This is a genomic window from Nocardioides sp. Leaf285 (genome assembly GCF_001422955.1).
GTDB classification, from domain to species: Bacteria; Actinomycetota; Actinomycetes; order Propionibacteriales; family Nocardioidaceae; genus Nocardioides; species Nocardioides kribbensis.
The window spans coordinates 412,013-436,176 of record NZ_LMNH01000004.1 but is presented as its reverse complement, the minus strand read 5'-3'; the positions used below and the strand labels follow the sequence as shown (position 1 = coordinate 436,176).

The window sequence follows — 24,164 nt, the reverse complement described above, 5'->3', positions numbered from 1 at the left end:
ATGACGCACCTATGCAACGAGTTGCAAGAGGGGGCTCGTCATCCCTCGGAGGACCCCCGGCGCGTCCCTGGGACGTGACCGGCGTCCCGGCGCGGACCCGTCGTGACCGCGACCGGCCCGGCGCGACCTACGATTCGTCCATGCTGCTGCGCCGGACGGCCTCCCTCGTGTCCCTGCCCCTCGTGCTGCTCGCCGTCTCCTGCGCCCCGGTCGAGGAGTCCGGCAGTGCAGGCGGGTCCGGCGACGACACCTCCTCGGCGCAGGCCACGCCGGCCGCCGACCTCGACCCGGCCGAGTGCGCCGCGGGCGCGACCCTGGTCTCCGACGGCACGCTGACCGTCGGCACCGACTCCCCGGCCTACGACCCGTGGTTCACCGACAACGACCCCACCAACGGCGAGGGCTTCGAGTCGGCGGTGGCCTACGAGGTCGCCGACCGCCTGGGCTTCGGCGCCGACGAGGTCACCTGGCAGACGGTGCCCTTCAACTCCAGCTACAAGCCGGGCCCCAAGGACTTCGACCTCGACATCAACCAGATCTCGATCACCCCGGCCCGCGCCGAGGTCGTCGACTTCTCCTCCGGCTACTACTCCGCCGCCCAGGCCGTCATCGCCCTCGAGGGCACCGCCGGCGCCGATGCCACCAGCCTGGAGGACCTGCAGGGTCTGCGGCTCGGCGCGCAGACCGGCACCACCTCGCTCACCGCGATCCGCGACGTCATCCAGCCCGAGGCCGACGCCGTCGTCTTCGAGGACACCAACGCCGCCAAGCAGGCCCTGCAGAACGACCAGGTCGACGCCGTGCTCGCCGACCTGCCCACCGCCTTCTACATCTCCGCCGTCGAGATCCCCGACAGCGTGCTCGTCGGGCAGTTCCAGCCCGAGACCGGGGAGCAGGAGGAGTTCGGGATGCTCTTCGAGAAGGGCAGCGACCTCGTGCCCTGCGTCGACGCCGCGCTGGCCCAGATGGACGACGACGGTACCCTGGCCGACCTCGAGCAGCGCTGGCTCTCCGACGTCGTGGACGTCCCCCAGCTCCAGTGACGTCCCCGACCGGCGCTCCCGCGGGCGGCGCCACCTGGACCCCGAGCGAGCGCGAGCTCGAGCGGCGCGCCGTACGCCGTGCCCTGCGGCGCCGCTCGATCGGCGTCGCGACCACGGCGCTGGTCGTCTTCTTCGCCGGCCTGGGCCTGCTGCTGGTGACCTCGCCGGGCTGGGAGCGGGTGCGCGAGTCGTTCTTCAACGGCTTCCACGCCCGCGCCTCGCTGCCCGACATCGCCGACGCCTTCCTCATCAACGTCGCGATGTTCATGATCGCCGAGCCGATCATCCTGGTGCTCGGGCTGCTCATCGCGCTGGCGCGCGGCGCCCGCGCACCGGTGCTGGCGCCGCTGCGACTGCTCGCGGTGGCCTACACCGACGTGGTGCGCGGGATCCCCACGCTGCTGCTCGTGCTGCTGATGGGCTTCGGCATGCCGGGCCTGCAGCTGCAGGGCCTGCCGACCAGCCCGTTCTTCTGGGCCACCACGGCCCTGGTCATCTCCTACAGCGCCTACGTCGCCGAGGTCTTCCGCTCGGGCATCGAGTCGATCCACCCCAGCCAGATCGCCTCGGCCGAGGCGCTGGCGCTCTCGCGCACCCAGACCATGCGCTTCGTCGTCGTGCCGCAGGCCGTGCGCCGCGTCGTGCCGCCGCTGCTCAACGACTTCGTCTCGCTGCAGAAGGACACCGCCCTGGCCTCCACGATCGGTGTCTTCGAGGCGGTCTTCGTGGCCCGCGACTACACCAACTACAACTTCAACTACACCCCCTACGTCGTCGTGGCCCTTTTCTTCGTCGCCCTCACCATCCCGCTGGCCCGGCTCACCGACGCCCTCGGTCGCCGCTACGCCCGTCGCGAGCGGACCGGTGCCCTGTGACCGACCCTGTGACCGGCCCGGTGGGCGGGGCCGTGCGCGGCGGCGTCGAGCCGCTGCTCGAGGCGACCGGCCTGCGCAAGTCCTACGGCGAGCGCGTCGTGCTGGCCGACGTGTCGCTGCGTGTGCAGCCCCACGACGTCATCTGCCTGATCGGCTCCTCGGGGTCGGGCAAGTCGACGCTGCTGCGCTGCCTCAACCTGCTCGAGGACGTCGACGACGGCTCGATCGTCTTCGAGGGCCGCGAGGTCTCCGACCCCCGCGTCGACCCGCGCGAGGTGCGCCGGCGCATGGGCATGGTCTTCCAGGCCTACAACCTCTTCCCCCACCTCACCGTGCTCGACAACTGCACCCTCGCCCCGCGCCGCGTGCACGGCCTCGGCCAGGCCGAGGCGGAGGCCCGCGCCCGCGACCTGCTCGCGCAGTTCGGGCTCTCCGAGCACGCCGGCAAGCACCCCGACAAGCTCTCCGGCGGCCAGCAGCAGCGCGCCGCGCTCGTGCGCGCGCTGTGCACGCAGCCGACGCTGCTGCTGCTCGACGAGATCACCGCGGCGCTCGACCCCGAGCTGGTCGGCGACGTGCTCGCCATCGTGCGCGACCTGGCCGAGGCCGGCACCACCATGGTGCTGGCCACCCACGAGATGGCCTTCGCCCGCGAGGTCGCCACCTCGGTCTGCTTCCTCCACGAGGGCCGCATCCTCGAGCAGGGCCCGCCCGCCGAGATCTTCGCCGACCCCCGCGAGGAGCGCACCCGCCAGTTCCTGCGGCGCGTCCTGCCCGGCTGACCCGGAGGCTCCCCGCTCCGCCGCCGCAGCCCCGATCGCGCAATGGCGCGGCTGGAGCGCACCGATCGCGCACTTGCGCCGGCGGCGGGCTGGGGACGGCGCGGTGTGCGTGGCTGGTGCGTTCGCGGGCGGCCCCGGCCTGCGCGAACCGCGCAATTGCGCTGGACGGCCCACGCGCAGCCGGGCTGGGCGCGTCGTGCGGTGTGCGCGGCTGCCGCAGTCCTCGGCGGCCCCGGCCTGCGCAACCGGCGCAATCGCGCTGGACGGCCCCACCCGCGGCCCGGTCCCCGGCCCGATCCCGACCGCGCCCCGCCCAGCACCCGACCGTGACACCACTTCTGTCAGCATCTGGGGCATGATGCGCGCATGAGCTACGAGCTGGGTCAGGGCACGGGACCACTGCGGGGCGTGAAGGTCGTGGAGATCGCGGGGATCGGGCCGGGCCCGCACGCCTGCATGATCCTGGCCGACCTGGGCGCCGACGTGATCCGGGTCGAGCGCCCGGGGGGCCAGGTGCTCAGCGGCGGCAGCCACGACCTGCTCAACCGCGGCCGGCCCAGCGTCGCGCTCGACCTGAAGAGCCCCGAGGCGGTGCAGACCGTGCTCGACCTCGTGGCGAGCGCCGACGTGCTGGTCGAGGGCATGCGCCCCGGCGTCACCGAGCGCCTCGGTCTCGGCCCCGACGACTGCCACGCCCGCAACCCGCGCCTGGTCTACGCGCGCATGACCGGCTGGGGCCAGACCGGCCCGCTGGCCCACGCCGCCGGGCACGACATGAACTACATCGCCATCACCGGCGCCCTCTTCGGTCTCGGCCAGGACCCGTCGCGACCGCACTTCCCGACCAACCTGGTCGGCGACTTCGGCGGCGGCTCGACGTACCTCGTGATCGGCATCCTCGCCGCGCTCCTCGAGGCGAAGGCGAGCGGCCGGGGCCAGGTCGTCGACGGCGCGATCGTCGACGGCACCGCCCACGTCAACGCCATGACCACCGCCTTCGTCGGCGCGGGCATCTTCCGCGAGGAGCGCGCGGCCAACCTCCTCGACGGCGGCGCCCCCTTCTACGACGTCTACGAGACCTCCGACGGGCGCCACATGAGCGTCGGCGCCCTCGAGCCGCAGTTCTTCGACGCCCTCGTCACCCTGCTCGGCGTCAAGGAGACCTGCCCCGGCCAGCACGAGCTGGAGCGCTACGACGAGATGCGCGCCCTCTTCGCCGACACCTTCCGCAGCCGCACCCAGGCCGACTGGGTCGAGCTCTTCGAGGGCACCGACGCCTGCGTCGCCGGGATCATCCCGGTCACCGAGGCCAAGGACCACCCCCACCTCGCCGCCCGCGGCACCCTCGTCGAGCACGAGGGCCGCCTCCAGCCGGCCCCCGCGCCCCGCTTCTCCCGCACCGGGGCCACGCTCTCCACGCCCCCGCCCGACAAGGCCGGCCGCCAGACCCGCGACGCGCTCGCCGCGTGGGGCGTCGCCGACGTCGACGGCCTGCTCGCGCGCGGCGTCGCGGTGCAGGCCGACTGACCCGGGGGTCGCACGCCCTTCGACGTTCCGGGGAACCGCCGGCCGGTCGTGCGCGTCCGTTGGGGACAGGCCGCGACGAGGCGGCAGGCGACGACCCGTGGGGTGGCGATGGTGCAGGTTCGAAGGGCGGTCGGGACGAGCGCCGCGCACGGATCGAGACGTCGGAGGTCGCGCCGTGGAGGTCGTCTCGAGCACGTGGGGGCGTCCGGTGTCGTGGTCCTGCTCGCGGCGGCTCTGGTCGCCTGCGGCGCTGAGGACCCCTCCGTGGAGGACCGGGGGGCGAGCCCCGTCGAGACCGGCCCTGTCCTCACGCCTGCTGGCGCATGGGAGAGCTACCCCTCGGCCGAGGTCGGGGGCGTCCTCACCCAGCGTGAAGGCTGCCTGCTCCTCGGCAGCGAGGTCGTCGTCTGGCCCGCCGGCACGACCTGGGACGAGGAGGCCGGGGAGGTCGGGCTGAGCGACGGCACCAGCGCCGTTCTCGGCGAGGGGTTCCGCGGAGGAGGGGGTCACTACGAGGCCGCCACCGACCTTGCTGACGTGCTGGACTCCGCCGCGGTCGCCGAGCTCGTCGCGGCGTGCGTCGATCGCACCTCGGCCGACGGCATCGTTCTCGTCGGCCCCTGAGCAGGTCGCTGGGTGACGGGGGCCCGCGGGGAGGGCGCGGAGCCGTGCGGCCCCAGGACCCTGTCGCGCACGCCCGCCGGTGCCACCCCCTCGCCCGGCGCCCGGCACACTGGCCCCGTGAAGCCGTTCCTCTTCCTCGGCACCCGCGCGGAGGACCTCGCCGCCGACGGTGAGTACGACGCGGTCCTGCGCTGCACCGGCCTGGCCGAGCGCGAGCTGCGCCGCGTGCGCCTGGAGCGCGAGTCGCTCCTCGACGCGCTCGGCGGGCCGGTCGACCTCGACGCCTGGTCGGGCATCGTGCTCGGGGGCGGGCCCTACAACGTCAGCGACCCCGTCGAGGCCAAGAGCACCGCGCAGCGCCGGGCCGAGGCCGAGCTGGCCGACCTCGCCGAGCGGGTCGTCGCGGCCGACCACCCCTTCCTCGGCGCCTGCTACGGCATCGGCACCCTCGGGGTGCTGCGCGGCGGCGTGGTCGACCGCTCCCACCCCGAGCCGATCGGGGCGCAGACCATCACCCTCACCGAGGCCGGACGCACCGACGCGCTCTTCGGGGGCCTGCCCGACCGCTTCCAGGCCTTCCTGGGCCACAAGGAGGCGGTGGCCCGCCTGCCCGAGGGGGCGGTGCTGCTGGCGTCGTCGGCGACCTGCCCGGTGCAGGCCTTCCGGCTGGGCGAGCGGGTCTGGGCCACGCAGTTCCACCCCGAGCTCGACGTCGAGGGCATCTGCACCCGCATCGAGGTCTACGCCGAGCACGGCTACTTCGAGCCCGGCGGCGCCGCCACCCTCCAGGCCCGCGCCCGCGCCGCCGTCGTCACCGAGCCCCAGCGCCTGCTCACCCGCTTCGTCGAGCTCTTCGCCCGCGACTGACACCGCCCCGGCCGGCCCGCGACCCCGGCCCGAACCGGCCCGCCCCCGTCCGACCCCGCCGCCCCCCGTCCGGCCCCGCCCGGCCGCAGCGTCCCCGGCGTACGGACCGTGAGGCAGACCTCTTGCTGAACATCTGTCAACAAGCCGCGGACCGGGCTACCGTCGGCCCATGAGCAGCGAGACCAGCGCCCCTGCGACCGGCACCCGCGAGTCCACCTCCGCCACGCCCCCCAGCGGGGTCGAGCACGTCGACGTCCTCATCGTCGGCGCCGGCCTCTCGGGCATCGGCGCGGCCTGCCAGCTGCGCGCGGGCCACCCCGGTCGCAGCGTGGCGGTGCTGGAGAGCCGCGGGGCCAGCGGCGGCACGTGGGACCTCTTCCGCTACCCCGGCGTGCGCTCGGACTCCGACATGTTCACCTTCGGCTACCGCTGGCGGCCCTGGCCCAGCCACACCGCGCTGGCCGACGGCGGCCTGATCCTCGACTACGTGCGCACGGTCGCCCGCGAGCAGGACGTCGACCGCCTCGTCCGCTACCACCACAAGGTCCTCGGCGCCGACTGGGACTCCGCGGCCGCGCGCTGGACGGTGCGCATCGAGCGCGACGGCAAGCCGCTCACCATGACCTGCAGCTTCCTGTGGGGCGCCACGGGCTACTACGACTACGAGGAGGGCCACACCCCGGTCTTCCCCGGCCGCGAGCGCTTCCAGGGCCAGGTCGTGCACCCCCAGCACTGGCCCGAGGACCTCGACTACGCCGGCAAGAGGGTCGTCGTCATCGGCTCGGGCGCCACCGCGATCACGCTGCTGCCCTCGATGGCCGGCACGACCGAGCACATCACCATGCTCCAGCGCACGCCCACCTACATCCTCCCGCAGCCCGGCGAGGACCCCTGGTCGCGGCTGTTCGACAAGCTGCCCCTGCCGGCCGCGGTGACCTACCCGGTCGTGCGGTGGAAGAACGTGCTGCGCCTGGTGGCCAGCTACCAGCTCGCCCGCCGCTTCCCGCGGCAGGCCAAGGCCGTCATCCGCCGCTTCACCGAGCCCCAGCTGCCCGAGGGCGTCTCCTTCGACGAGCACTTCCAGCCGTCCTACGACCCGTGGGACCAGCGCCTGTGCGTCGTGCCCGACGGCGACCTCTTCAAGGCCCTGCGCGCCGGTCAGGCCTCGGTGGTCACCGACACCATCGAGACCTTCGACGAGACCGGCATCGCGCTGACCTCCGGGGAGCACCTCGACGCCGACATCATCGTCACCGCCACGGGCCTGAAGCTGCTCGCCTTCGGCGGCCTCGAGCTCAGCCTCGACGGGGAGCGGATCGACGTCTCCCAGGCGATGTCCTACAAGGGCCTCATGCTCAGCGGCGTGCCCAACTTCGCCTACACGATCGGCTACACCAACGCCTCGTGGACCCTCAAGGCCGACCTGGTGGGGGAGTACGTCGTGCGCCTGCTCTCCCACCTCGACGAGCACGGCCTGCGCGCCGTGGTGCCCGTGCGCGACGAGTCGGTGGGGGAGCGACCCTTCATGGACCTCGCCTCCGGCTACATCCAGCGCGCCCTCGACGACCTGCCCAAGCAGGGCGACCGCGCGCCGTGGATGCTGCGGCAGAACTACCTCCAGGACGTGCGCACCATCCGCCGCGACCGCATCGACGACGAGGCCCTGGCCTTCTCCTGACCCGCCCGCCCGCCCGCACCGGTCCGGCGTACGCCACGGGCGCCCCGGTGTGACGCGGGGCGCACCCCGCGCTCACCCCAGGGGTGAGGCCCGACTCGGTGCACGGTGGTGCACTGGACAGCAGTACGCACCCCTCGCCCGAGGGGGACACCCCAACGAACGGAGCACGTGATGGGCATCGGCGACAAGATCAGCAACAAGTCCGAGGAGCTCGGCGGCAAGGCCAAGGAGACCACCGGCCGCGCGACCGGCGACGAGCAGCTCGAGGCGGAGGGCAAGGGCGACCAGGCCTCGGCCGGCGTCAAGCAGGGCGTCGAGAAGCTCAAGGACGCCGCCAAGGACATCAAGGACGGCCTCACCAAGTGAGACCTGCCCTCCCGCCGCGCACCGCGGCCGGGAGGGCCGGCTGAGACCAGACGCACACCGCGTCGAATCTCGATCGACGGGCTGCACCCCTAGACTGGGGGGCAGCCCGTTCCGTCTTGCCTCGGGCTCCGCCGGACCCGCACCACCCGGTCCGCGCGCCGCCTCCGTCGGAGGCACCCGCTCCTCTCGCCCGTCACGGGCCAGTCGTGCAGCCAATCATTGGCGAGACACGCCCACAGTGAGTGACTTCTTCGTGTCCAACGCATCGTCCAACGCTTCGTCCAACGCTTCCTCCACCCGTTCCTCCGGCACCGCCGGCGCGGGCTCCCCGAGCTTCGCCGCCCTCGGCGTGCCCGCCGACCTCGTGGCGATCCTCGCCCGCGACGGCATCACCTCCCCCACCCCGATCCAGGCCGCGACGCTGCCCGACTCGCTGGCCGGGCGCGACGTGCTCGGCCGCGGCCGCACCGGCTCCGGCAAGACCTTCGCGTTCCTGCTGCCGCTGGTGGCCCGCCTCGTCGAGTCGTCGCTGCCCGCGACGGCCAAGCGCCCCCGCGCGCTCGTGCTGGCCCCGACCCGCGAGCTGGTCAACCAGATCCACGAGGCCCTCAAGCCGCTGGCCAAGGCCGCCGGCCTCACCACCCAGACCGTCTTCGGCGGCGTGGGCCAGAACCCCCAGGTCGCCGGGCTGCGCCGCGGCACCGACATCGTGCTGGCCTGCCCCGGCCGCCTCGAGGACCTCATCTCCCAGGGCCACTGCCAGCTGGGCTCCATCGAGGTCACCGTGCTCGACGAGGCCGACCACATGGCCGACCTCGGCTTCCTGCCCGGCGTGCGCCGGATCCTGGAGAAGACCCCCGTCGAGAGCCAGCGCCTGCTCTTCTCGGCCACCCTCGACAACGCCATCGACGTGCTGGTCAAGCGCTTCCTGCGCAACCCCGTCACCCACTCCGCCGACTCCGCGCAGTCGCCGGTGGCCAAGATGGACCACCACGTGCTGCACCTCTCGCGCGAGCAGCGCGTGCCGGTGCTGGTCGACCTGGCCAGCGCGCCCGGTCGCACCGTGGTCTTCACCCGCACCAAGCACGGCGCCAAGGCCCTGGCCCGCCAGCTCAACAAGAACGGCGTGCCCGCCGTCGAGCTGCACGGCAACCTGTCGCAGAACGCGCGCGTGCGCAACATGGACGCCTTCCACGCCGGCCAGGCCAACACGCTGGTCGCCACCGACATCGCGGCCCGCGGCATCCACGTCGACGACGTGGCCCTCGTGGTCCACGCCGACCCGCCGGCCGAGCACAAGGCCTACCTGCACCGCTCGGGCCGCACGGCGCGCGCGGGCGCGGCCGGCACCGTGATCACCCTGATGACCGCCGAGCAGGTGCGCGACGTGCGCGACCTGACCCGCGCGGCCGGCATCAAGCCGACCATCACCAAGGTCGACACGATCTCCCACCCGATCCTCACCACGCTGGCCCCCGGTGAGCGCGTCCTCGTGCCCGGCGGCCTCGGCGTCAGCACCCCCGAGCCCGCCCCGCGCGGCTCCGGCGGCAGCGGTGGCGGCTCGGGTCGCTCCGGCGGCCGCGGCACCGGCGGCGCGGGCGGCGGCACCCGCCGTCGTCGCAGCGGCGGCGGCACCTCCTCGGGCGGCTCCGGCTCGTCCTCGCAGGGCGGCGGCCAGGGCGGCCAGGGTCGCGGGCGCGGCCAGGGCTCCGGTGCGGCCAAGCCCGCCGGCGGGCCCGGCGGGCGGTCGGGCGCTGCCCGGCGTACCGGTGGGTCGGGGCAGGGTGGCTCGAGCCACAGCGCCGCGTCCTTCAGCGGACGCCGGGGCTGACCGCAGGCGACGTAAGGTGGGAGGAGTGAGCCCGGTGCGTGAGTTCGTCAGACGGTCCCTGTGGGACGTCGTGCCTCGCGACCACCGGGACGACCCCGCCGTGCTGAGGCGGCGCCAGATCGTCACGGGTGTCTTCGTGGTGATCGGCGCCGCCGTGCTCGGCTTCTCGCTGCGCATCGAGCCGGGCTCGGGCTGGTTCTACGTCTCGACGCTCGTCCTGGCCTCGGTGTGGATCCTCGGCGCCTTCACCTCCGGCCCGCTCCACCTCGGGCGCATCGGGCACGCCGAGCGGCTGCGCCGCCCGGTGCTCTCGCCGATCCTGCTGGGCGCGGCGATGGTCGGGGTCTTCGTGCTCGGCGCGCTGCTGATCCGCGAGATCCCGCTCTTCGACCCCTTGGTGCGCCAGATCCAGTCGGTGCTCGACTACACCGTCGAGGGCCCCTGGCCGCTGCTGCTCTTCGTGACGGCCGTCAACGGCGTCGCCGAGGAGCTGTTCTTCCGCGGCGGCGCCTACGCCGCCACCCCGCGCTACCCCGTGCCGGTCACCACGGTGGCCTACACCGTGGCCACGCTGGCCACCGGCAACGTCATGCTCACCTTCGCCGCCGTGCTCCTCGGCGTGGTGGTCGGCCTGCAGCGTCGCGCCTCGGGCGGCATCCTCGCCCCGATCCTGACCCACCTGACGTGGTCGATCTCGATGCTCTTCCTGCTGCCGCTCATCTTCCTCTGATCGTCCTGCGCGCCGCGGACCCGTCCTCGGGCCCTCCCGCGGCGGCGCGCGCTGACGTCATGCGTCGCGAGGAGGCGCATCCACGATCCGCATGACGCCTCCGAGGGGTGCTGCGGACGTCATGCGTCGCGTGGAGGCGCATCCACGGTCCGCGCGACTCCCCCCGCGGTGGTGCTGCGGACGTCATGCGTCGCGTGGAGGCGCATCCACGGTCCGCATGACGCACGGCCGGGCGCCCGCATCGGACCCGGCTCAGGTCTGGTCGTCCTCGGCCACGGCGCGGCGCACGGCCTCGGCGTAGCTCAGCGGCTCGCCGGGCACGACGTCGCGGATGGAGTAGTCGGTCTGCAGGACCTCGTTGCCCATCGAGTCGATGAGGTTGGCCGCGGTGGTGGTATCGACGCCGGTGACCAGGCGGATCCACCACGACGAGAGCACCGGCGTGCCCACGGGCAGCTGGATGATGGGGATGTCGCGGCCCAGGATCTCCTTGGCCGCGCCGCGCATCATGCCGACGTAGCTCAGCTGGTCGGCGCCGCCGACCTCGAAGACCCGGTCGTAGGCCTCCTCCTTGCCGGTGACGCCCACGATGTAGCGGATGACGTCGTCGATCGCGATCGGCTGGGTTCGGGTGGCGGCCCAGCGCGGCACGACCATCGCGGGCAGGTTCTTGACCAGCCCACGCGTCATCTCCCACGACACGCCGCCGGCGCCGACGACGATCGCCGCGCGAAGCACCGTGACGGGCACCCCGGAGGTGCCGAGCAGCTGCTCGACCTCGCGGCGCGAGCGCAGGTGGGGGGAGAGGTCGTCGTCGTCCTTGCCGAGCCCGCCCATGTAGACGATCTGGGTGACGCCGTTGGCGGCCGCGGCCAGCCCGAAGGCGGTGGCGGCCTCGGCGTCCTTGCGCTCGAAGTCGTTGTCGTCGAGGGAGTGCACCAGGTAGATGGCGACGTCGACGTCGGTGAGCGGCTCGGCCAGCGTGCCCGGGTCGAAGACGTCGCCGTAGACCGCCTCGCCCTGGCCCTCGTAGGTGTCGGGGTGGCGGGTCATGGCCTTGACGTGGTGACCGGCCTCGACCATCGCAGGCACCAGCCGCTTCCCGATGAAGCCGGTGGCGCCGGTGACGAGGACGGTGAGACTCATGGGGCCAGCGTAGGGGGTGCGACCTGGCCCGCCGCCCAGGAGCGGGGGGCTCGGGCCCGAGGGGTGAGAAACCGCCGGGACGCCTGGCCGGCCGGGGGCAGGTCAGTCGGTGCTGCGCCGGGCGCGCTCGGCGATCCGGTCGCGCTTGGCCTGGTCCATGGCCGACTCGTAGGCCGAGACCAGCCCGGCGATCGAGAGCGGCTTGAGCCGCTCGACGACCTCGCGGATGGTCTCGGGGGAGGCGCCGGCCTCCTTGTAGGCGGGCCACACCATCGTGCGGAAGACCTGGTTGAGCTCCTCGGCCAGCTGGCGGCCGTGGGCGGCGTAGACCTGGGCCGAGGCGACCGCGGCCTCGGTGGGGAAGCCGAGGTCGAGCAGGCTCAGCCCCACCGGCAGCTGGGTGAGCGCCACGGCGTAGCGCCCGCGGCGCGTCGGCACGGCGATGCCGAGGGCGGCCAGCGTGGAGAGGTCGTCCTCGCCCAGCTCGCGCCCTGCGCGGGTGGCGAGCTCGGCGACGCTCATCTCCTCGGGCACGTCGGCCTGCCACGGCGCCAGCATCGTGCGGTGCAGCGCGATGTCCTCGGGGGTGGCGTCGGCGGGGATCGCTGCGACGTAGCGCTCGATGGCCGAGAGCGTGAAGCCGTGGCTCTGCAGCTCGGCGACCAGCTCGAGGCGCGCGACGTGGTCGGGGGTGTAGTAGCCGGAGCGGCCGCGACGGATCGGGGGCGGCACGAGGCCCTTGGTGGTGTAGAAGCGCACGTTGCGCACGCTGATCCCGGCGCGCTGGGTCAGCTCGTCGAGGGTCATCAGGTCCTTGGTGGCCCCGGCGCCGTTCTCGTCCATCCTCGTCCTCCCTCCTGCTGCTGCGTGTCGTGCCGCGTGTCGTGATGCCTGTCGTGATGCTGCCGTGGCGCCCGCCCGCCTGCTGACGCGGGGGGGGCGGCGACCTGCCGGTCAGGCAGGACATCCTGCCGGTGTGGTGGCCGACACACGCACGGGGGCGCGGCCGGTGCCGCGATCCCTTGACGACAGTGACAGCAATAGTGTCACAATCGACGCACAGACATCGAGCACCGAGGACGGTCATGGCAGAAGCATTCGTGTACGACCACATCCGCACACCGCGCGGCAAGGGCAAGGCCGCCGGATCGCTGCACGAGGTGAAGCCGGTCGACCTCGTGGTCGGGCTGCTCGACGAGCTGAAGGTGCGCAACCCCGGTCTCGACCCCCACCGCGTCGACGACGTGGTGCTCGGCGTGGTCACCCCCGTCGGCGAGCAGGGCGGCGACATCGCCAAGACCGCCGCGCTCAAGGCGGGCTACCCCGACACGGTCGCCGGCGTGCAGCTCAACCGCTTCTGCGCCTCGGGCCTCGAGGCCGTCAACCAGGCCGCCGGTCGCATCCGCGGCGGCATGGAGGACCTCATCCTCGCCGGTGGCGTGGAGTCGATGAGCAACGCGCCGATGGGCTCCGACGGCGGCGCCTGGGCCCAGGACCCCGCCACCGCGCTCGCCACCGGCTTCGTGCCCCAGGGCATCGGCGCCGACCTCATCGCCACCATCGAGGGCTGGAGCCGCGAGGACGTCGACGCCTTCGCCGCCGAGTCCAACCACCGCGCGGCCAAGGCGTGGGCCAACGGCTACTTCACCGACTCCGTCGTGCCGGTCAAGGACATCAACGGCCTCACGGTGCTCGACCACGACGAGCTGATCCGCCCCGACACCTCGGTCGAGGGCCTGGCTGGCCTCCGGCCCAGCTTCGCCCAGATGGGTCGCGACGCGGGCTTCGACGACGTCGCGCTGGAGAAGTACCACTGGGTCGAGAAGATCGACCACGTCCACCACGCCGGCAACTCCTCGGGCATCGTCGACGGCGCCGCGCTCATGGCCATCGGCACCGAGCAGGTCGGCGTCGACCTCGGTCTGACCCCGCGCGCCCGGATCGTGTCGATGGCCGTCTCGGGCGCCGACCCGACGATCATGCTCACCGGCCCCGCCCCGGCCGCCCGCAAGGCGCTCGCCAAGGCCGGCCTCGAGGTCGGCGACATCGACCTCTTCGAGATCAACGAGGCCTTCGCCGCCGTCGCGATGCGCTTCATGCGCGACATGGGCATCACCGACGAGATCACCAACGTCAACGGCGGCGCCATCGCCATGGGCCACCCGCTCGGGGCCACCGGCGCGATGATCCTCGGCACCCTCATCGACGAGCTCGCCCGCCGCGACCAGCGCCGCGGCCTCGCCACGCTCTGCGTCGGCGGCGGCATGGGCATCGCCACGATCGTCGAGCTGGTCTGAGCCCCGCGCACCCGCGCGGACCGACCAGCCCCCTCCCGGCGTACGCGCCGACGCCCGTCACAGACCCAGACAGGACCCACACACGCATGAGCACCACCACCACCGAGCAGACCGCCGTCCGCTACGACAAGGACGCCGACGGCATCGTCACCCTCACCCTGGACGACCCCCACCAGTCGGCCAACACCATGAACGCGCTCTACACCTCCTCGATGAAGGCCGTCGTGGACCGCATCGAGGACGAGCTGGCCGCCGACGCCTCGAGCGTCACCGGCGTCGTCATCGCCAGCGCGAAGAAGACCTTCTTCGCCGGCGGCGACCTCAAGGGCATGGTCACCGCGACCCCCGACGACGCCGCGAGCGTCTTCGCGATGGCCGAGGGCGTCAAGGAGCCGCTGCGCCGCCTGGAGAAGCTGCCCGTGCCGGTCGTCTCGGCCATCAACGGCGCCGCGCTCGGCGGCGGCTTCGAGATCTGCCTGGCCACCAACCACCGCATCGTCGTCGACGACGACAAGGTCGCCCTCGGCCTGCCCGAGTCGTCGCTGGGCCTGCTGCCCGGTGGCGGCGGCGTGACCCGCATCGTGCGGCTGCTCGGCCTCCAGGCGGGGCTGATGGAGGTGCTGCTCACCGGCACGCAGTTCAAGCCGGCCCAGGCCAAGGAGAAGGGCCTGGTCGACGAGCTGGTCGCCACCCGTGAGGAGCTCCTGCCCGCGGCCAAGGCGTGGATCAAGGCCCACCCCGAGGCGACCACCAACCCGTGGGACGCCCCCGGCTACAAGATGCCCGGCGGCAACCCCAAGGGCCCGGCCCTGGCCGGCTTCCTGCCCGCCTTCCCGGCACTGCTGCGCAAGCAGACCAAGGGCGCGGTCTACCCCGCCGCCCGCGCCATCCTCTCGGCCGCGGTCGAGGGCGCCATGCGCGACTTCGACACCGCCTCGCGCATCGAGTCGCGCTACCTGGTCAAGCTCATCACCGAGCAGGGCTCGAAGAACATGATCCAGGCGTTCTTCTTCGACCTCCAGGCCATCAAGTCCGGCTCCATGCGCCCGCAGGGCATCGAGCCCTTCAAGGCCACCAAGGTCGGCGTGCTCGGCGCCGGCATGATGGGCGCCGGCATCGCCTACTCCTGCGCCCGCGCCGGCATGGAGGTCGTGCTCAAGGACGTCTCCGACGAGAACGCCGCCAAGGGCAAGGCCTACTCCGAGGGCCTGCTCGACAAGGCCATCTCGCGCGGCAAGTCGACCGAGGAGAAGAAGGCCGAGCTGCTCGGCCGCATCACCGCCACCGGCGACGCCGCCGCCCTGGCCGGCTGCGACCTGGTCATCGAGGCCGTCTTCGAGGACCCCTCGCTCAAGGCCAAGGTCTTCGCCGAGGTCGCGCCCTACGTCAACGACGACGCGCTGCTGTGCTCCAACACCTCGACCCTGCCGATCACCGAGCTCGCCGAGGGCGTCGACCGCCCGAAGGACTTCATCGGCCTGCACTTCTTCAGCCCCGTCGACAAGATGCCGCTGGTCGAGATCATCCGCGGCGCCGAGACCTCCGACGAGGCGCTGGCCAAGGCCTACGACGTCGTCCAGCAGATCCGCAAGACGCCGATCGTGGTCAACGACAGCCGCGGGTTCTACACCTCGCGCGTCATCGGCTTCTTCGTCAACGAGGGCCTGGCCATGCTCGCCGAGGGCGCCCACCCGATCTCCCTGGAGCGCGCCGCGACGCAGGCGGGCTACCCCGTGGGCACGCTGCAGCTGACCGACGAGCTCAACATGGAGCTCATGGCCAAGATCGAGAAGGCCACCCGCGAGGCCGCCGAGCGCGACGGCACGCCGTACGCCATCCACCCCGGCACCGCCGTGGTGCAGCGCATGCTCGAGCTCGAGCGCCCCTCGCGCCTCAAGGGCAAGGGCTTCTACGAGTACGCCGACGGCAAGCGCCAGGGCCTCTGGTCCGGCCTCGCCGAGGAGTTCCCGGTGGCGGAGGAGCAGATCCCCTTCGAGGACATGAAGGAGCGGATGCTCTTCGCCGAGGCCCTCGAGACGGCCAAATGCTTCGAGGAGGGCGTCATCACCTCCGCCGCGGCCGCCAACATCGGCTCGATCATGGGCATCGGCTTCCCGCCCATGACCGGTGGCGCCGCGCAGTACATGACCGGCTACCAGGCCGCCGACGGCGAGATCGGCCTGGCCGCCTTCGTCAAGCGCGCCGACCAGCTGGCCGAGCGCTACGGAGACCGCTTCGCCCCCACCGCCCACCTGCGCTCCATGGCGGAGAAGGGCGAGTCCTTCCCGGCCTGACGCCCGGCCCGCGAGGGCTACCGGGCCCACCGGACCGGCACGACACCGCGGCGGCGGACCCTCGACGGGTCCGCCGCCGCGGTGCGTCCTGACCGATCGGCGGAGACCGCGGGTCCTCCGAACGGCCGACCCCCTGGTCGGTCCGGGTCATTTGCCCGCGGAGGCCTCCTGGGGCACCGCCCGCGCGGCCAGGATGGTGGCGTGACCTCCCCCCGGCCCGCCGTCGACGTGCGCGCCCTCCACGTGCGCTTCGGCGAGGTGGAGGCGGTCGCGGGGGTCGACCTGGTGGCGTACGCCGGCCAGGCCACCGCCCTCCTGGGCCGCAACGGCGCGGGCAAGTCGACGACGATGCGCGTGCTCGCCGGCGTCGTGCCGCCCACCTCGGGCACCGCCCGCGTCGCGGGCCACGACGTGCGGCGCGAGCCGCTGCGGGTCAAGCAGTCGGTGGGCTACTGCCCCGACGTGGGCGGGCTCGTGCCCCGCGCGACGCCGTGGGAGCACGTGCAGCTCTCCGCGCGGCTGCGCCGCCTCGACCGTGCCTGGCGCACCCGCCCGGTGGGCTGGGAGCAGCGCGCCCGCGACCTGCTCGAGCGCTTCGAGCTCGGCGACGTCGCCCACCGGGTGACGGCCGGCTTCTCCCACGGCATGGGCCGCCGGCTCTCGGTGGTGCTGGCCGCGCTGCACGAGCCCGACGTGCTGCTGCTCGACGAGCCCTTCGACGGCGTCGACCCGATCGGCGTGGAGGCGACCCTGGAGGTCGTCGCCGACGCCCGCGCCCGCGGCGCCTGCGTCCTGGTCTCCACCCACCTGCGCGAGCTGGCCATCGAGGCCTGCTCGACCGTGACCGTGCTGCGCGGCGGTGCCCAGGTCGCCACGCTCCCGGCCGCCGACATGGTGGGGGAGGACGGCGCGCGTGCCTACCGCGGCCTCCTCGACTGAGCGCTGGCCCGGCTCCGGCCCGCCGCGTCGTCCCGGGGCCGCCGCCCGCTGGCGCGCCGCACCCGCCGACGCGTGGCAGGCCGTGGTCGACACCGGCCACCTGGTCGCCTTCCGCGCCGGCACCGTGCGCAGCCGCGGGGTGCTCGTCGGCCTTGCCGCCACCTTCGTCGCGCTCACCGCGGCGGCCGCGGTCGTGCCGGCGTGGACCCCCGGCGCGGGCCCGGGCGAGGGCCGCAGCCTCGACGTGCTCCTGCTGCTGCCCACCGCGATGGCGGGCTTCCTGCTGCTGGCCCTGGTCTCGGCGGTCGTCTCCGGGGGCGGGCGCGAGCTGCTGGCGCGCGACCCGGCCGCGGTGCACCCGGTCAGCCCCACCACCGACCACCTCGGGGCGCTGGTCCTCGCACCCCTCAACATCGCCTGGCTGCTGCAGGCCTGGACGCTGCTGGGCAGCACCGCCTACGCCGTGGGCCCGGCCGGCGGCGGCGCCGACCTCGCCGCCGCGCAGGTCGGCATGCTGCTGTGGCTGGCCCTGGCCACCGCGCTCGCGCAGGTCGTCGCCTGGAGCCTGGAGGGCCTGCGCCGCCTGCGCGGCGGTGTCCTGGCTGTGCGCCTGCTCGGCCTCGGGGTGCTCGCCGCGGGGCTGGCCCTGCAGGCCACCGGTCGGCTGGTGCCGGCCCTCGACCGCGGCCCGACCGTGCCCGTGCTGGGCGGCCTCGTGGGCGGTCCCGGCCCGCGGTGGGGCCTCACCGTGGCCGGCCTGCTCGTGGCGACCCTGCTCGCGGTCGCCCTCGGCGCCGTGCCGGCCCACCTGGCGGCGCGCCGCCACCCGCGCGACGAGCAGGGCAGCGAGACCGAGCACCACGAGGCCCGCCCGCTGGCCCGCTGGCCGCTCACCGCGCTCGTGCGCACCGACCGGGCCTCGGTGTGGCGCGCGGTGCCGATGCGACGCGGGCTGCTGGTGCTCGCCGTGGGCCCCGGCCTGGTCGCCCTGCTGGGCGGGCTGCGCTGGGACACCATGACGGTGCTCCCCGGCCTGGTCGCCTCGGGCGGCGCGCTGCTCTTCGGGGTCAACGCGTGGTGCCTCGACGGCCGCGGCGGTCGATGGCGCGAGAGCCTGCCGGTCGACCCCGCCACGGTCTTCGACGCCCGCGCGTGGGTGCTGGCGGAGTTCCTGCTCGCGGCCTCGCTGCTGACCACCGCCATCGCCGCGGTGCGCGCCGGGGTGCCGAGCGCGGCCGAGCTCGCGGCGATCACGGCCACGCTGGCGGTGGTCACCGTGCAGGTGGTCGCGGCCGCGATGCGCTGGTCGCTGGCCCACCCCCACGCGGTCGACCTGCGCTCGGCCCGCGCGACCCCCGCCCCGCCGCTGGGCATGGTCGGCTACTCCACCCGCCTCGCGGTGAGCACCACCGTGACCGGCCTGGTCTTCTCCGGGCTCAGCCGCGCCGAGGGGTGGGCGCTGCCGGTGCTGTGCGCCGTACCGTTCCTGGCGTGGTCGTCGTGGCGCCTGCTGCGCACCCGCCGCCGCTGGCTCGACCCCGTCGAGCGCGCCCGCGTCGTGCTGACCGTCACCGCCTGACGCCGCGCGCTGCTCGGCGGCGCCGGGGACGTCATGCGCTGTGTGGATGCGCCTCCACGTCTCGTATGACGTGGTGGGGCGGGCTCGGCGGCGCCGGGACGTCATGCGCTGTGTGGATGCGCTTGCACGTCTCGTATGACGTGGTGGGGCGGGCTCGGCGGCGCCGGGACGTCATGCGCTGTGTGGATGCGCCTCCACGTCTCGCATGACGTCCCGCCGCGCAGGCCCGCGAGCCGGCCCCGCCCCCCGGGAGGCGCCGCCACGCCGGCGACCCGCAGCCGCCCGCGCGCCCGTGAGACGCCCGTCACCCGGCTGCCTCTAGGGTGCGAGGCATGGACTTCTCCCCCTCGCCGCGCGCGGCCGACCTGACCGCCCGGGTGGCGGCCTTCATCGCCGAGGAGGTGACGCCGGTCGAGGCGGAGTACCACGCCGAGCTCGCCCGCCGCCGCGCCGACCGCAGCGGGCCGAGCCCGTGGGAGCCCCAGCCGGTGCTCGAGGAGCTCAAGGCCAAGGCCCGCGCGCAGGGCCTGTGGAACCTCTTCCTGCCCCAGGAGCACGCGGGGGAGTACGCCGCGCGCTTCGGCACCGACGGCGGCGAGGGCCTCACCAACGTCGACTACGCCCCGATCGCCGAGCTCACCGGCCGCAGCGCCATCGCGCCGCTGGTGCTCAACTGCAACGCCCCCGACACCGGCAACATGGAGGTGCTGCTGCGCTACGGCACCCAGGCCCAGCGCGACGAGTGGCTCGACCCGCTGCTCGACGGCCGGATCCGCTCGGCCTTCACCATGACCGAGCCCGGCGTGGCCTCCTCCGACGCCACCAACATGGCCGCCACGGCGGTCGTCGACGGCGACGAGGTCGTCATCAACGGGCGCAAGTGGTGGTCGACCGGCGTCGGCCACCCCGACTGCCGGATCTTCGTCTTCATGGGTCTCACCGACCCCGACGCCGACCGCCACCACCGTCACTCCATGGTGCTGGTGCCGCGCGACACCCCCGGCGTCAGGATCGAGCGGCTGCTCTCCACGATGGGCCTCCAGGACGAGCCCCTCGGCCACGGCGAGGTCTCCTTCACCGACGTGCGGGTGCCGGTGACCAACATCCTCAGCGGCCCCGGCGAGGCCTTCGGCATCGCCCAGGGCCGCCTGGGCCCGGGTCGCGTGCACCACTGCATGCGCCTCATCGGCCTGGCCGAGCTGGCGCTGGAGCTGGCGTGCCGGCGAGGCCTGGAGCGGGAGGCCTTCGGCAAGCCGCTGGCCAACCTCGGCGGCAACCGCGAGCGCATCGCCGACGCCCGCATCGCCATCAACAGCGCCCGCCTGCTGGTGCTCGACGCGGCCTGGAAGCTCGACGTCGGTGGCCCGCTCAACGCCCTCTCCGAGGTCTCCCAGATCAAGGTCGCCGTGCCCACCATGGCCCAGCAGGTCATCGACATGGCCATGCAGCTGCACGGCGGCGGCGGTCTCTCCGACGACCACCCGCTCGCCGCGGCCTGGACCTCGGCGCGCGCCCTGCGCCTGGCCGACGGCCCCGACGAGGTGCACCGCGGCGTGGTCGCCCGCCTCGAGCTCGGCCAGTACGGCGCGCGCCGGTGAGCGCCCCCGCGGCCGAGCGGGCCGGCGCCCCGCTGCGCGTGCTCGTCACCGGCGCCGTCTCGGGGCTCGGCGAGGCGCTCAGCGAGGCCTTCGAGGCCCGCGGCGACGAGGTGCTGCGCACCGACCTGCGCGCCCCTGACGGCGGGCTGGCCCTCGACATCACCTCCGACGACGACTGGGCCGCCGCGGTGGCCGAGGTCGAGCGGCGCTGGGGCGGGCTCGACGTGCTGGTCAACAACGCCGGCGTGGCCGGTGGCGGCCGGCTCGACGTGGCCACCCTCGAGGAGTGGCACTGGATCTTCGAGATCAACCTCTTCGGCGCCGTGCGCGGCACCCGTGCCTTCGTGCCGCTGCTCAAGCGGCAGGGGTCGGGGGCGATCGTCAACGTCGCCTCGCTGGCGGGCCTGGTCCACCCGGCCGGCATGGCGTCCTACAACGCGGTGAAGGCCGCGGTCGTGGCGCTCACCGAGACCACCGGCCACGAGCTGGCCGGCCACGGGGTCAGCGCCCACGCGGTCTGCCCGTCGTACTTCCGCACCAACCTGATGGACTCCCTGCAGGGCGCCGACGCTGCGCTGGGCGCCACGATGGCGCGGCTGGTGGAGCGCTCCCCGATCACCGCCGCCGACATCGCCGCGGCCGTGCTCGAGGGCCTCGACGCCGGCGCCGAGCTGATCGTGCCCGACCAGCCCGCCCGCGACGCGTGGGCGCTCAAGCAGCACGACCGCGCCGGCTACGACCAGGTCATGCGCGCCCAGGCGGCCAAGCTCGAGAGGAATGCACCGTGAGCGCCCCCACCGACGCGCCCGCCCCGGACGGCAACCCCGCCAAGGCCCTGCGCGAGGAGGACGCCTTCGACACCGCGGCCGTCGAGCGCTGGCTGGGGCGCGGGCCGATCACGGAGGTGCGCCAGTTCCGCGGCGGCGCCTCCAACCTGACCTACCTGCTGCGCATGGCCAAGGGCCCCGACCTGATCCTGCGGCGGCCCCCGGTGGGCCGCAAGGCCAAGGGCGCCCACGACATGGGTCGCGAGCACCGCATCCAGGCCGCCCTCGCGCCGGTCTTTCCCTACATCGCGCCCCAGGTCGGCCACTGCGACGACGAGTCGGTCATCGGCTCGGAGTTCTACGTCATGGAGCGCCTCGAGGGCACGATCCTGCGCCAGGACTTCCCCGAGCAGCTGCGCCCGGTGGCCCCCGAGACCGCCGACGCGCTGTGCCGCCGCGCGCTCGACGTGCTGGTCGACCTGCACTCCGTCGACGTCGACGCCGTGCCCGAGCTGGCCGCGCTCAGCCGTGGCGAGGGCTACGTCGCCCGCCAGGTCTCCGGCTGGACCCGCCGCCTGGCCGACGCGCGCACCGAGGAGACCGGCGACTGGTCCGACGTCACCGGCTGGCTCGACGCCCACCAGCCCCCCGACGCCGGGCGGGTGCTGATCCACAACGACTACCGCTTCGACAACCTCGTGCTCGGCCCCGACCTCGAGGTCGCCGGTGTGCTCGACTGGGAGCTGGCCACCGTCGGCTGTCCGATGATGGACCTCAGCTGCACCTCGGCCTACTGGGTGCAGGCCGACGACGACGAGCTCTTCCAGCTCTTCCGCCGCCAGCCCACCACCACGCCGGGCATGTGGACCCGCGAGGAGCTGGCCCGCCGCTACTGCGAGCGCACCGGGCGCACCCTCAGCGCGCGCGACTGGACCTTCTACGAGGTCTTCGGCCTCTTCCGCCTCGCGGTGATCGCCCAGCAGATCTGGTACCGCTACGCCACCGGCCAGACCACCAACGAGTCGTACGCCGTGCTGGGCCAGGTCGTCCCCTACCTGGAGGCCCGCTGCCGCCGGCTGGTCGGCGAGGCCGACGCCGGGGTCGGGCCCGACTCCGGGCCCGACGCCGGGGCCGGGGCCTGATGGGGCTGCTGCTGCTCGTGCGGCACGGCCAGGCCAGCTTCGGCGCCGACGACTACGACGTCCTCTCGCCCACGGGGTGGGAGCAGGGCCGCCTGCTGGGGGCCTCGCTGGCCGCCGCCGGCGCGCGCCCCACGGCGCTGGTGCGCGGGTCGATGCGCCGGCACCGCGAGACCCTCGAGGCGCTCGTCGACGGCGCCGGCCGGGGGAGCGGTGACACCGGGACACCCGGGACCCCCGAGCCCCCCGGGACACCCGAGGCCCCCGGGGTCACGGTCGACGCCGGCTGGGACGAGTTCGACCACCTCGGCGTCGTGGGCGCCCACCCCGACCTGCTGGGCGACGACGCGTGGAGCGACCGACGCGCCTTCCAGACCGCCTTCGTGGAGGCGACGCGGCGCTGGACCGCGGGCGAGCCGGGCGCCGACGGGGCGGCGTACCCCGAGTCGTGGGGGGAGTTCCTGGGTCGGGTGCGCGGCGCGCTGACCGCCGCCGCCGCGGCGACCGGGAGCGGCGGCACGACGCTGGTCGTGACCTCCGGCGGCGCGATCGCCGCGGCCTGCGCCGCGCTGGTCGACCCCGAGGAGACCGACGAGGCGCGGCTGGCCCGGGCCTGGAGCCGGTTCAACACCGTGTGCGTCAACACGGGGGTGACCCGCGTGGTGGTCGGCTCGACCGGGCCGCGCCTGCTCACCTTCAACGAGCACCCGCACGTCTCCGGCGACACGCTCACCTACCGGTGAGGCCTCCGGTGACCGGCTCGTGACGGGCGACCCGTGAGGACCGCGTGGGTACGCCACACGGCGCGGGTCGTGCTCGGGGCGTTCCTCCTGGTCGCCGGGGTGGCCCACCTCGTCGACGTCGAGGCGTTCCTCGCCCAGGTGCCGCCGTGGCTGCCGGCCCGCGAGGCGGTGGTGCTGGTCTCCGGGGTGGTCGAGCTGGCCCTCGGCGCGGCGCTGCTGCTGGCGCGCGGGCGGCGACGGGCGCAGGTCGGCCTGGTCGTCGCGGCCTTCCTCGTCGCGGTCTTCCCGGGCAACGTGAGCCAGTGGCTCACCGGTGCCGACGCCTTCGGCCTCGAGACCGACGGTGCGCGGCTGGCCCGGCTGTTCTTCCAGCCGCCGCTGGTCGCCTGGGCGCTGTGGTGCACCGGCGGCTGGGGGCTCCTGGTCGAGCTCGTCGGACGTCGACGGGGTGCCGGGGAGGGACAGGTCAGACCAGGCGCTTGAGCACGCCGAGCGGCGCGTGCTTCATCACCAGCGACAGCGGGGCCCACGGCAGCGGCGGCACGCACGCGGAGTCGACCTGCTTCTCGATGGCGGCCACCATCGCCCGCACGCCCTTCTCGGTCGAGGCCATGAGCGGGGTCGACGAGGCGACCTGGTCGTTCATCTCCGAGGCGATGTAGCCGGGGTAGAGCACGGTGACCTTGACCGTGCGGGCCAGCGGTGTGCCGTGCAGCTCGTGGCGCACGCCCTCGGCGAGGTACGCCGCGCCGACCTTGGTGGCGGCGTAGGTCGTCATCGACCTCGGCAGCGCCCGCATGGCCGACATCGAGGAGACTACGACCAGGTGGCCGGCCTCCTGGGCGCGGAAGACGGCCATGGCCGCCTCCACCTGGCTCAGCGCGCCGACGAAGTTGGTCATCGCGGTCTCGCGGTTGACGTCGGCGCGACCGGTGCCGAGCGCGGCACCCTTGCCGAGCCCCGCGTTGACCACCACCCGGTCGAGGTGGCCGAAGGTGGCGCGGAAGTCCTCCACGACGGCCGGCACGGCGTCGTGGTCGGTGACGTCGAGGGCGCGCAGCTCGACCCGCCGCCCGGGGTGGGCGGCCAGCACCTCCTCGCGCAGCTGCTCGAGGCGGTCGGTGCGCCGCGCGCACAGGGCGAGGTCGTGCCCGCGGGCGGCGAGCTGGCGGGCCATCTCCGCGCCGAGCCCGGAGGAGGCGCCGGTGATCAGGGTGGTCGGCATGGCCCCGAGTCTGGCGCAGCACCCCCCACCGACCGCCACCGGCTCCGGCGTACCCGCAGCCCCACCCGCCACCTCCGCCCCACCTGTCGGCCCGGACCCGCACCTGTCGGCCGA

General features: G+C 74.1%; 22 protein-coding genes. 19 read left to right on the top strand and 3 right to left on the bottom strand.

Features of this window, described 5'->3' with window-relative positions; all coding sequences use genetic code 11:
* Positions 1–140 precede the first annotated feature (140 nt).
* The 10 genes from ASF47_RS16300 (at position 141) to ASF47_RS16255 (ending at position 10,323) form a co-directional block, all read left to right on the top strand.
* Positions 141–1,043 (top strand): ABC transporter substrate-binding protein, encoded by a 903-nt coding sequence (locus ASF47_RS16300; RefSeq protein WP_056865286.1) that lies wholly within the window; start codon positions 141–143, stop codon positions 1,041–1,043.
* The gene (locus tag ASF47_RS16295; RefSeq protein WP_056865031.1) at positions 1,040–1,918 is read left to right on the top strand and encodes an amino acid ABC transporter permease; all 879 of its coding nucleotides are present in this window, start codon (positions 1,040–1,042) and stop codon (positions 1,916–1,918) included. The genes ASF47_RS16300 and ASF47_RS16295 overlap by 4 nt, the downstream gene beginning before the upstream one ends.
* On the top strand, positions 1,915–2,700 hold the full coding sequence (locus ASF47_RS16290) for an amino acid ABC transporter ATP-binding protein (RefSeq protein ID WP_235558780.1): 786 nt from the start codon (positions 1,915–1,917) through the stop codon (positions 2,698–2,700). The genes ASF47_RS16295 and ASF47_RS16290 overlap by 4 nt, the downstream gene beginning before the upstream one ends.
* A gap of 366 nt (positions 2,701–3,066) precedes the next feature.
* A complete protein-coding gene (locus tag ASF47_RS16285; protein WP_056865030.1) occupies positions 3,067–4,227 on the top strand; it encodes a CaiB/BaiF CoA transferase family protein in 1,161 nt (386 codons plus the stop codon).
* A gap of 264 nt (positions 4,228–4,491) precedes the next feature.
* The gene (locus ASF47_RS16280; RefSeq protein ID WP_156697957.1) at positions 4,492–4,851 is read left to right on the top strand and encodes a hypothetical protein; all 360 of its coding nucleotides are present in this window, start codon (positions 4,492–4,494) and stop codon (positions 4,849–4,851) included.
* Between the two features lie 117 nt (positions 4,852–4,968).
* Entirely contained in the window at positions 4,969–5,718 is a 750-nt protein-coding gene (locus ASF47_RS16275; protein WP_082500491.1) for a glutamine amidotransferase, read from the top strand.
* A 169-nt stretch (positions 5,719–5,887) separates the two neighbouring features.
* Complete coding sequence (locus ASF47_RS16270) at positions 5,888–7,396, top strand: flavin-containing monooxygenase (protein WP_082500416.1); 1,509 nt, start codon at positions 5,888–5,890, stop codon at positions 7,394–7,396.
* 171 nt (positions 7,397–7,567) lie between these two features.
* Positions 7,568–7,762 (top strand): CsbD family protein, encoded by a 195-nt coding sequence (locus ASF47_RS16265; protein WP_056865028.1) that lies wholly within the window; start codon positions 7,568–7,570, stop codon positions 7,760–7,762.
* 238 nt (positions 7,763–8,000) lie between these two features.
* Positions 8,001–9,593, top strand: coding sequence for a DEAD/DEAH box helicase (locus tag ASF47_RS16260; protein ID WP_165699052.1), 1,593 nt, complete (start codon positions 8,001–8,003; stop codon positions 9,591–9,593).
* A 34-nt stretch (positions 9,594–9,627) separates the two neighbouring features.
* On the top strand, positions 9,628–10,323 hold the full coding sequence (locus ASF47_RS16255) for a CPBP family intramembrane glutamic endopeptidase (RefSeq protein ID WP_082500489.1): 696 nt from the start codon (positions 9,628–9,630) through the stop codon (positions 10,321–10,323).
* 252 nt (positions 10,324–10,575) lie between these two features.
* Here ASF47_RS16255 and ASF47_RS16250 read toward each other — a convergent pair whose 3' ends face one another.
* Entirely contained in the window at positions 10,576–11,469 is an 894-nt protein-coding gene (locus ASF47_RS16250) for an NAD(P)H-binding protein (protein ID WP_056865025.1), read from the bottom strand.
* A 102-nt stretch (positions 11,470–11,571) separates the two neighbouring features.
* Positions 11,572–12,312, bottom strand: a complete 741-nt coding sequence (locus ASF47_RS16245; protein WP_056865024.1) for a MerR family transcriptional regulator — start codon at positions 12,310–12,312, stop codon at positions 11,572–11,574.
* Positions 12,313–12,554: 242 nt separating this feature from the next.
* On the opposite strand from ASF47_RS16245, the gene ASF47_RS16240 reads away from it, so the two are divergent.
* The 9 genes from ASF47_RS16240 to ASF47_RS16200 all read left to right on the top strand — a co-directional run bounded on the left by ASF47_RS16240 (position 12,555) and on the right by ASF47_RS16200 (position 23,308).
* Positions 12,555–13,766: an acetyl-CoA C-acetyltransferase gene (locus tag ASF47_RS16240; RefSeq protein WP_056865023.1), complete on the top strand. Its 1,212-nt coding sequence runs from the start codon at positions 12,555–12,557 to the stop codon at positions 13,764–13,766.
* An 86-nt stretch (positions 13,767–13,852) separates the two neighbouring features.
* On the top strand, positions 13,853–16,060 hold the full coding sequence (locus ASF47_RS16235; RefSeq protein ID WP_056865022.1) for a 3-hydroxyacyl-CoA dehydrogenase NAD-binding domain-containing protein: 2,208 nt from the start codon (positions 13,853–13,855) through the stop codon (positions 16,058–16,060).
* Positions 16,061–16,261: 201 nt separating this feature from the next.
* A complete protein-coding gene (locus ASF47_RS16230; RefSeq protein WP_056865021.1) occupies positions 16,262–16,999 on the top strand; it encodes an ABC transporter ATP-binding protein in 738 nt (245 codons plus the stop codon).
* Positions 16,974–18,578, top strand: coding sequence for a hypothetical protein (locus ASF47_RS16225; protein ID WP_056865020.1), 1,605 nt, complete (start codon positions 16,974–16,976; stop codon positions 18,576–18,578). Before ASF47_RS16230 ends, ASF47_RS16225 begins: the two co-directional genes overlap by 26 nt.
* Positions 18,579–18,910: 332 nt before the next feature.
* Positions 18,911–20,176 carry an acyl-CoA dehydrogenase family protein gene (locus ASF47_RS16220; protein WP_056865019.1) on the top strand — a complete coding sequence of 422 codons (1,266 nt, stop codon included), beginning with the start codon at positions 18,911–18,913 and terminating at the stop codon, positions 20,174–20,176.
* Positions 20,173–20,964, top strand: coding sequence for an SDR family NAD(P)-dependent oxidoreductase (locus ASF47_RS16215; protein ID WP_056865018.1), 792 nt, complete (start codon positions 20,173–20,175; stop codon positions 20,962–20,964). Before ASF47_RS16220 ends, ASF47_RS16215 begins: the two co-directional genes overlap by 4 nt.
* On the top strand, positions 20,961–22,085 hold the full coding sequence (locus ASF47_RS16210; RefSeq protein WP_056865017.1) for a phosphotransferase family protein: 1,125 nt from the start codon (positions 20,961–20,963) through the stop codon (positions 22,083–22,085). Before ASF47_RS16215 ends, ASF47_RS16210 begins: the two co-directional genes overlap by 4 nt.
* Positions 22,085–22,825 (top strand): histidine phosphatase family protein, encoded by a 741-nt coding sequence (locus ASF47_RS16205; RefSeq protein ID WP_056865016.1) that lies wholly within the window; start codon positions 22,085–22,087, stop codon positions 22,823–22,825. Before ASF47_RS16210 ends, ASF47_RS16205 begins: the two co-directional genes overlap by 1 nt.
* Before the next feature lie 33 nt (positions 22,826–22,858).
* Positions 22,859–23,308 (top strand): DoxX family protein, encoded by a 450-nt coding sequence (locus tag ASF47_RS16200; protein ID WP_056865015.1) that lies wholly within the window; start codon positions 22,859–22,861, stop codon positions 23,306–23,308.
* Here the strand turns inward: ASF47_RS16200 and ASF47_RS16195 are convergent.
* Positions 23,292–24,050 carry an SDR family oxidoreductase gene (locus ASF47_RS16195; RefSeq protein WP_056865014.1) on the bottom strand — a complete coding sequence of 253 codons (759 nt, stop codon included), beginning with the start codon at positions 24,048–24,050 and terminating at the stop codon, positions 23,292–23,294. The genes ASF47_RS16200 and ASF47_RS16195 overlap by 17 nt on opposite strands.
* Positions 24,051–24,164 lie beyond the last annotated feature (114 nt).

Excerpts from the sequence above, each read along its gene's own strand:
- ASF47_RS16300 (WP_056865286.1), top strand. The coding sequence starts at position 141 with ATGCTGCTGCGCCGGACGGCCTCCCTCGTGTCCCTGCCCCTCGTGCTG.
- ASF47_RS16285 (WP_056865030.1), top strand. The coding sequence starts at position 3,067 with ATGAGCTACGAGCTGGGTCAGGGCACGGGACCACTGCGGGGCGTGAAG.
- ASF47_RS16270 (WP_082500416.1), top strand. The coding sequence starts at position 5,888 with ATGAGCAGCGAGACCAGCGCCCCTGCGACCGGCACCCGCGAGTCCACC.
- ASF47_RS16265 (WP_056865028.1), top strand. The coding sequence starts at position 7,568 with ATGGGCATCGGCGACAAGATCAGCAACAAGTCCGAGGAGCTCGGCGGC.
- ASF47_RS16250 (WP_056865025.1), bottom strand. The coding sequence starts at position 11,469 with ATGAGTCTCACCGTCCTCGTCACCGGCGCCACCGGCTTCATCGGGAAG.
- ASF47_RS16245 (WP_056865024.1), bottom strand. The coding sequence starts at position 12,312 with ATGGACGAGAACGGCGCCGGGGCCACCAAGGACCTGATGACCCTCGAC.
- ASF47_RS16240 (WP_056865023.1), top strand. The coding sequence starts at position 12,555 with ATGGCAGAAGCATTCGTGTACGACCACATCCGCACACCGCGCGGCAAG.
- ASF47_RS16235 (WP_056865022.1), top strand. The coding sequence starts at position 13,853 with ATGAGCACCACCACCACCGAGCAGACCGCCGTCCGCTACGACAAGGAC.
- ASF47_RS16220 (WP_056865019.1), top strand. The coding sequence starts at position 18,911 with ATGGACTTCTCCCCCTCGCCGCGCGCGGCCGACCTGACCGCCCGGGTG.
- ASF47_RS16205 (WP_056865016.1), top strand. The coding sequence starts at position 22,085 with ATGGGGCTGCTGCTGCTCGTGCGGCACGGCCAGGCCAGCTTCGGCGCC.
- ASF47_RS16195 (WP_056865014.1), bottom strand. The coding sequence starts at position 24,050 with ATGCCGACCACCCTGATCACCGGCGCCTCCTCCGGGCTCGGCGCGGAG.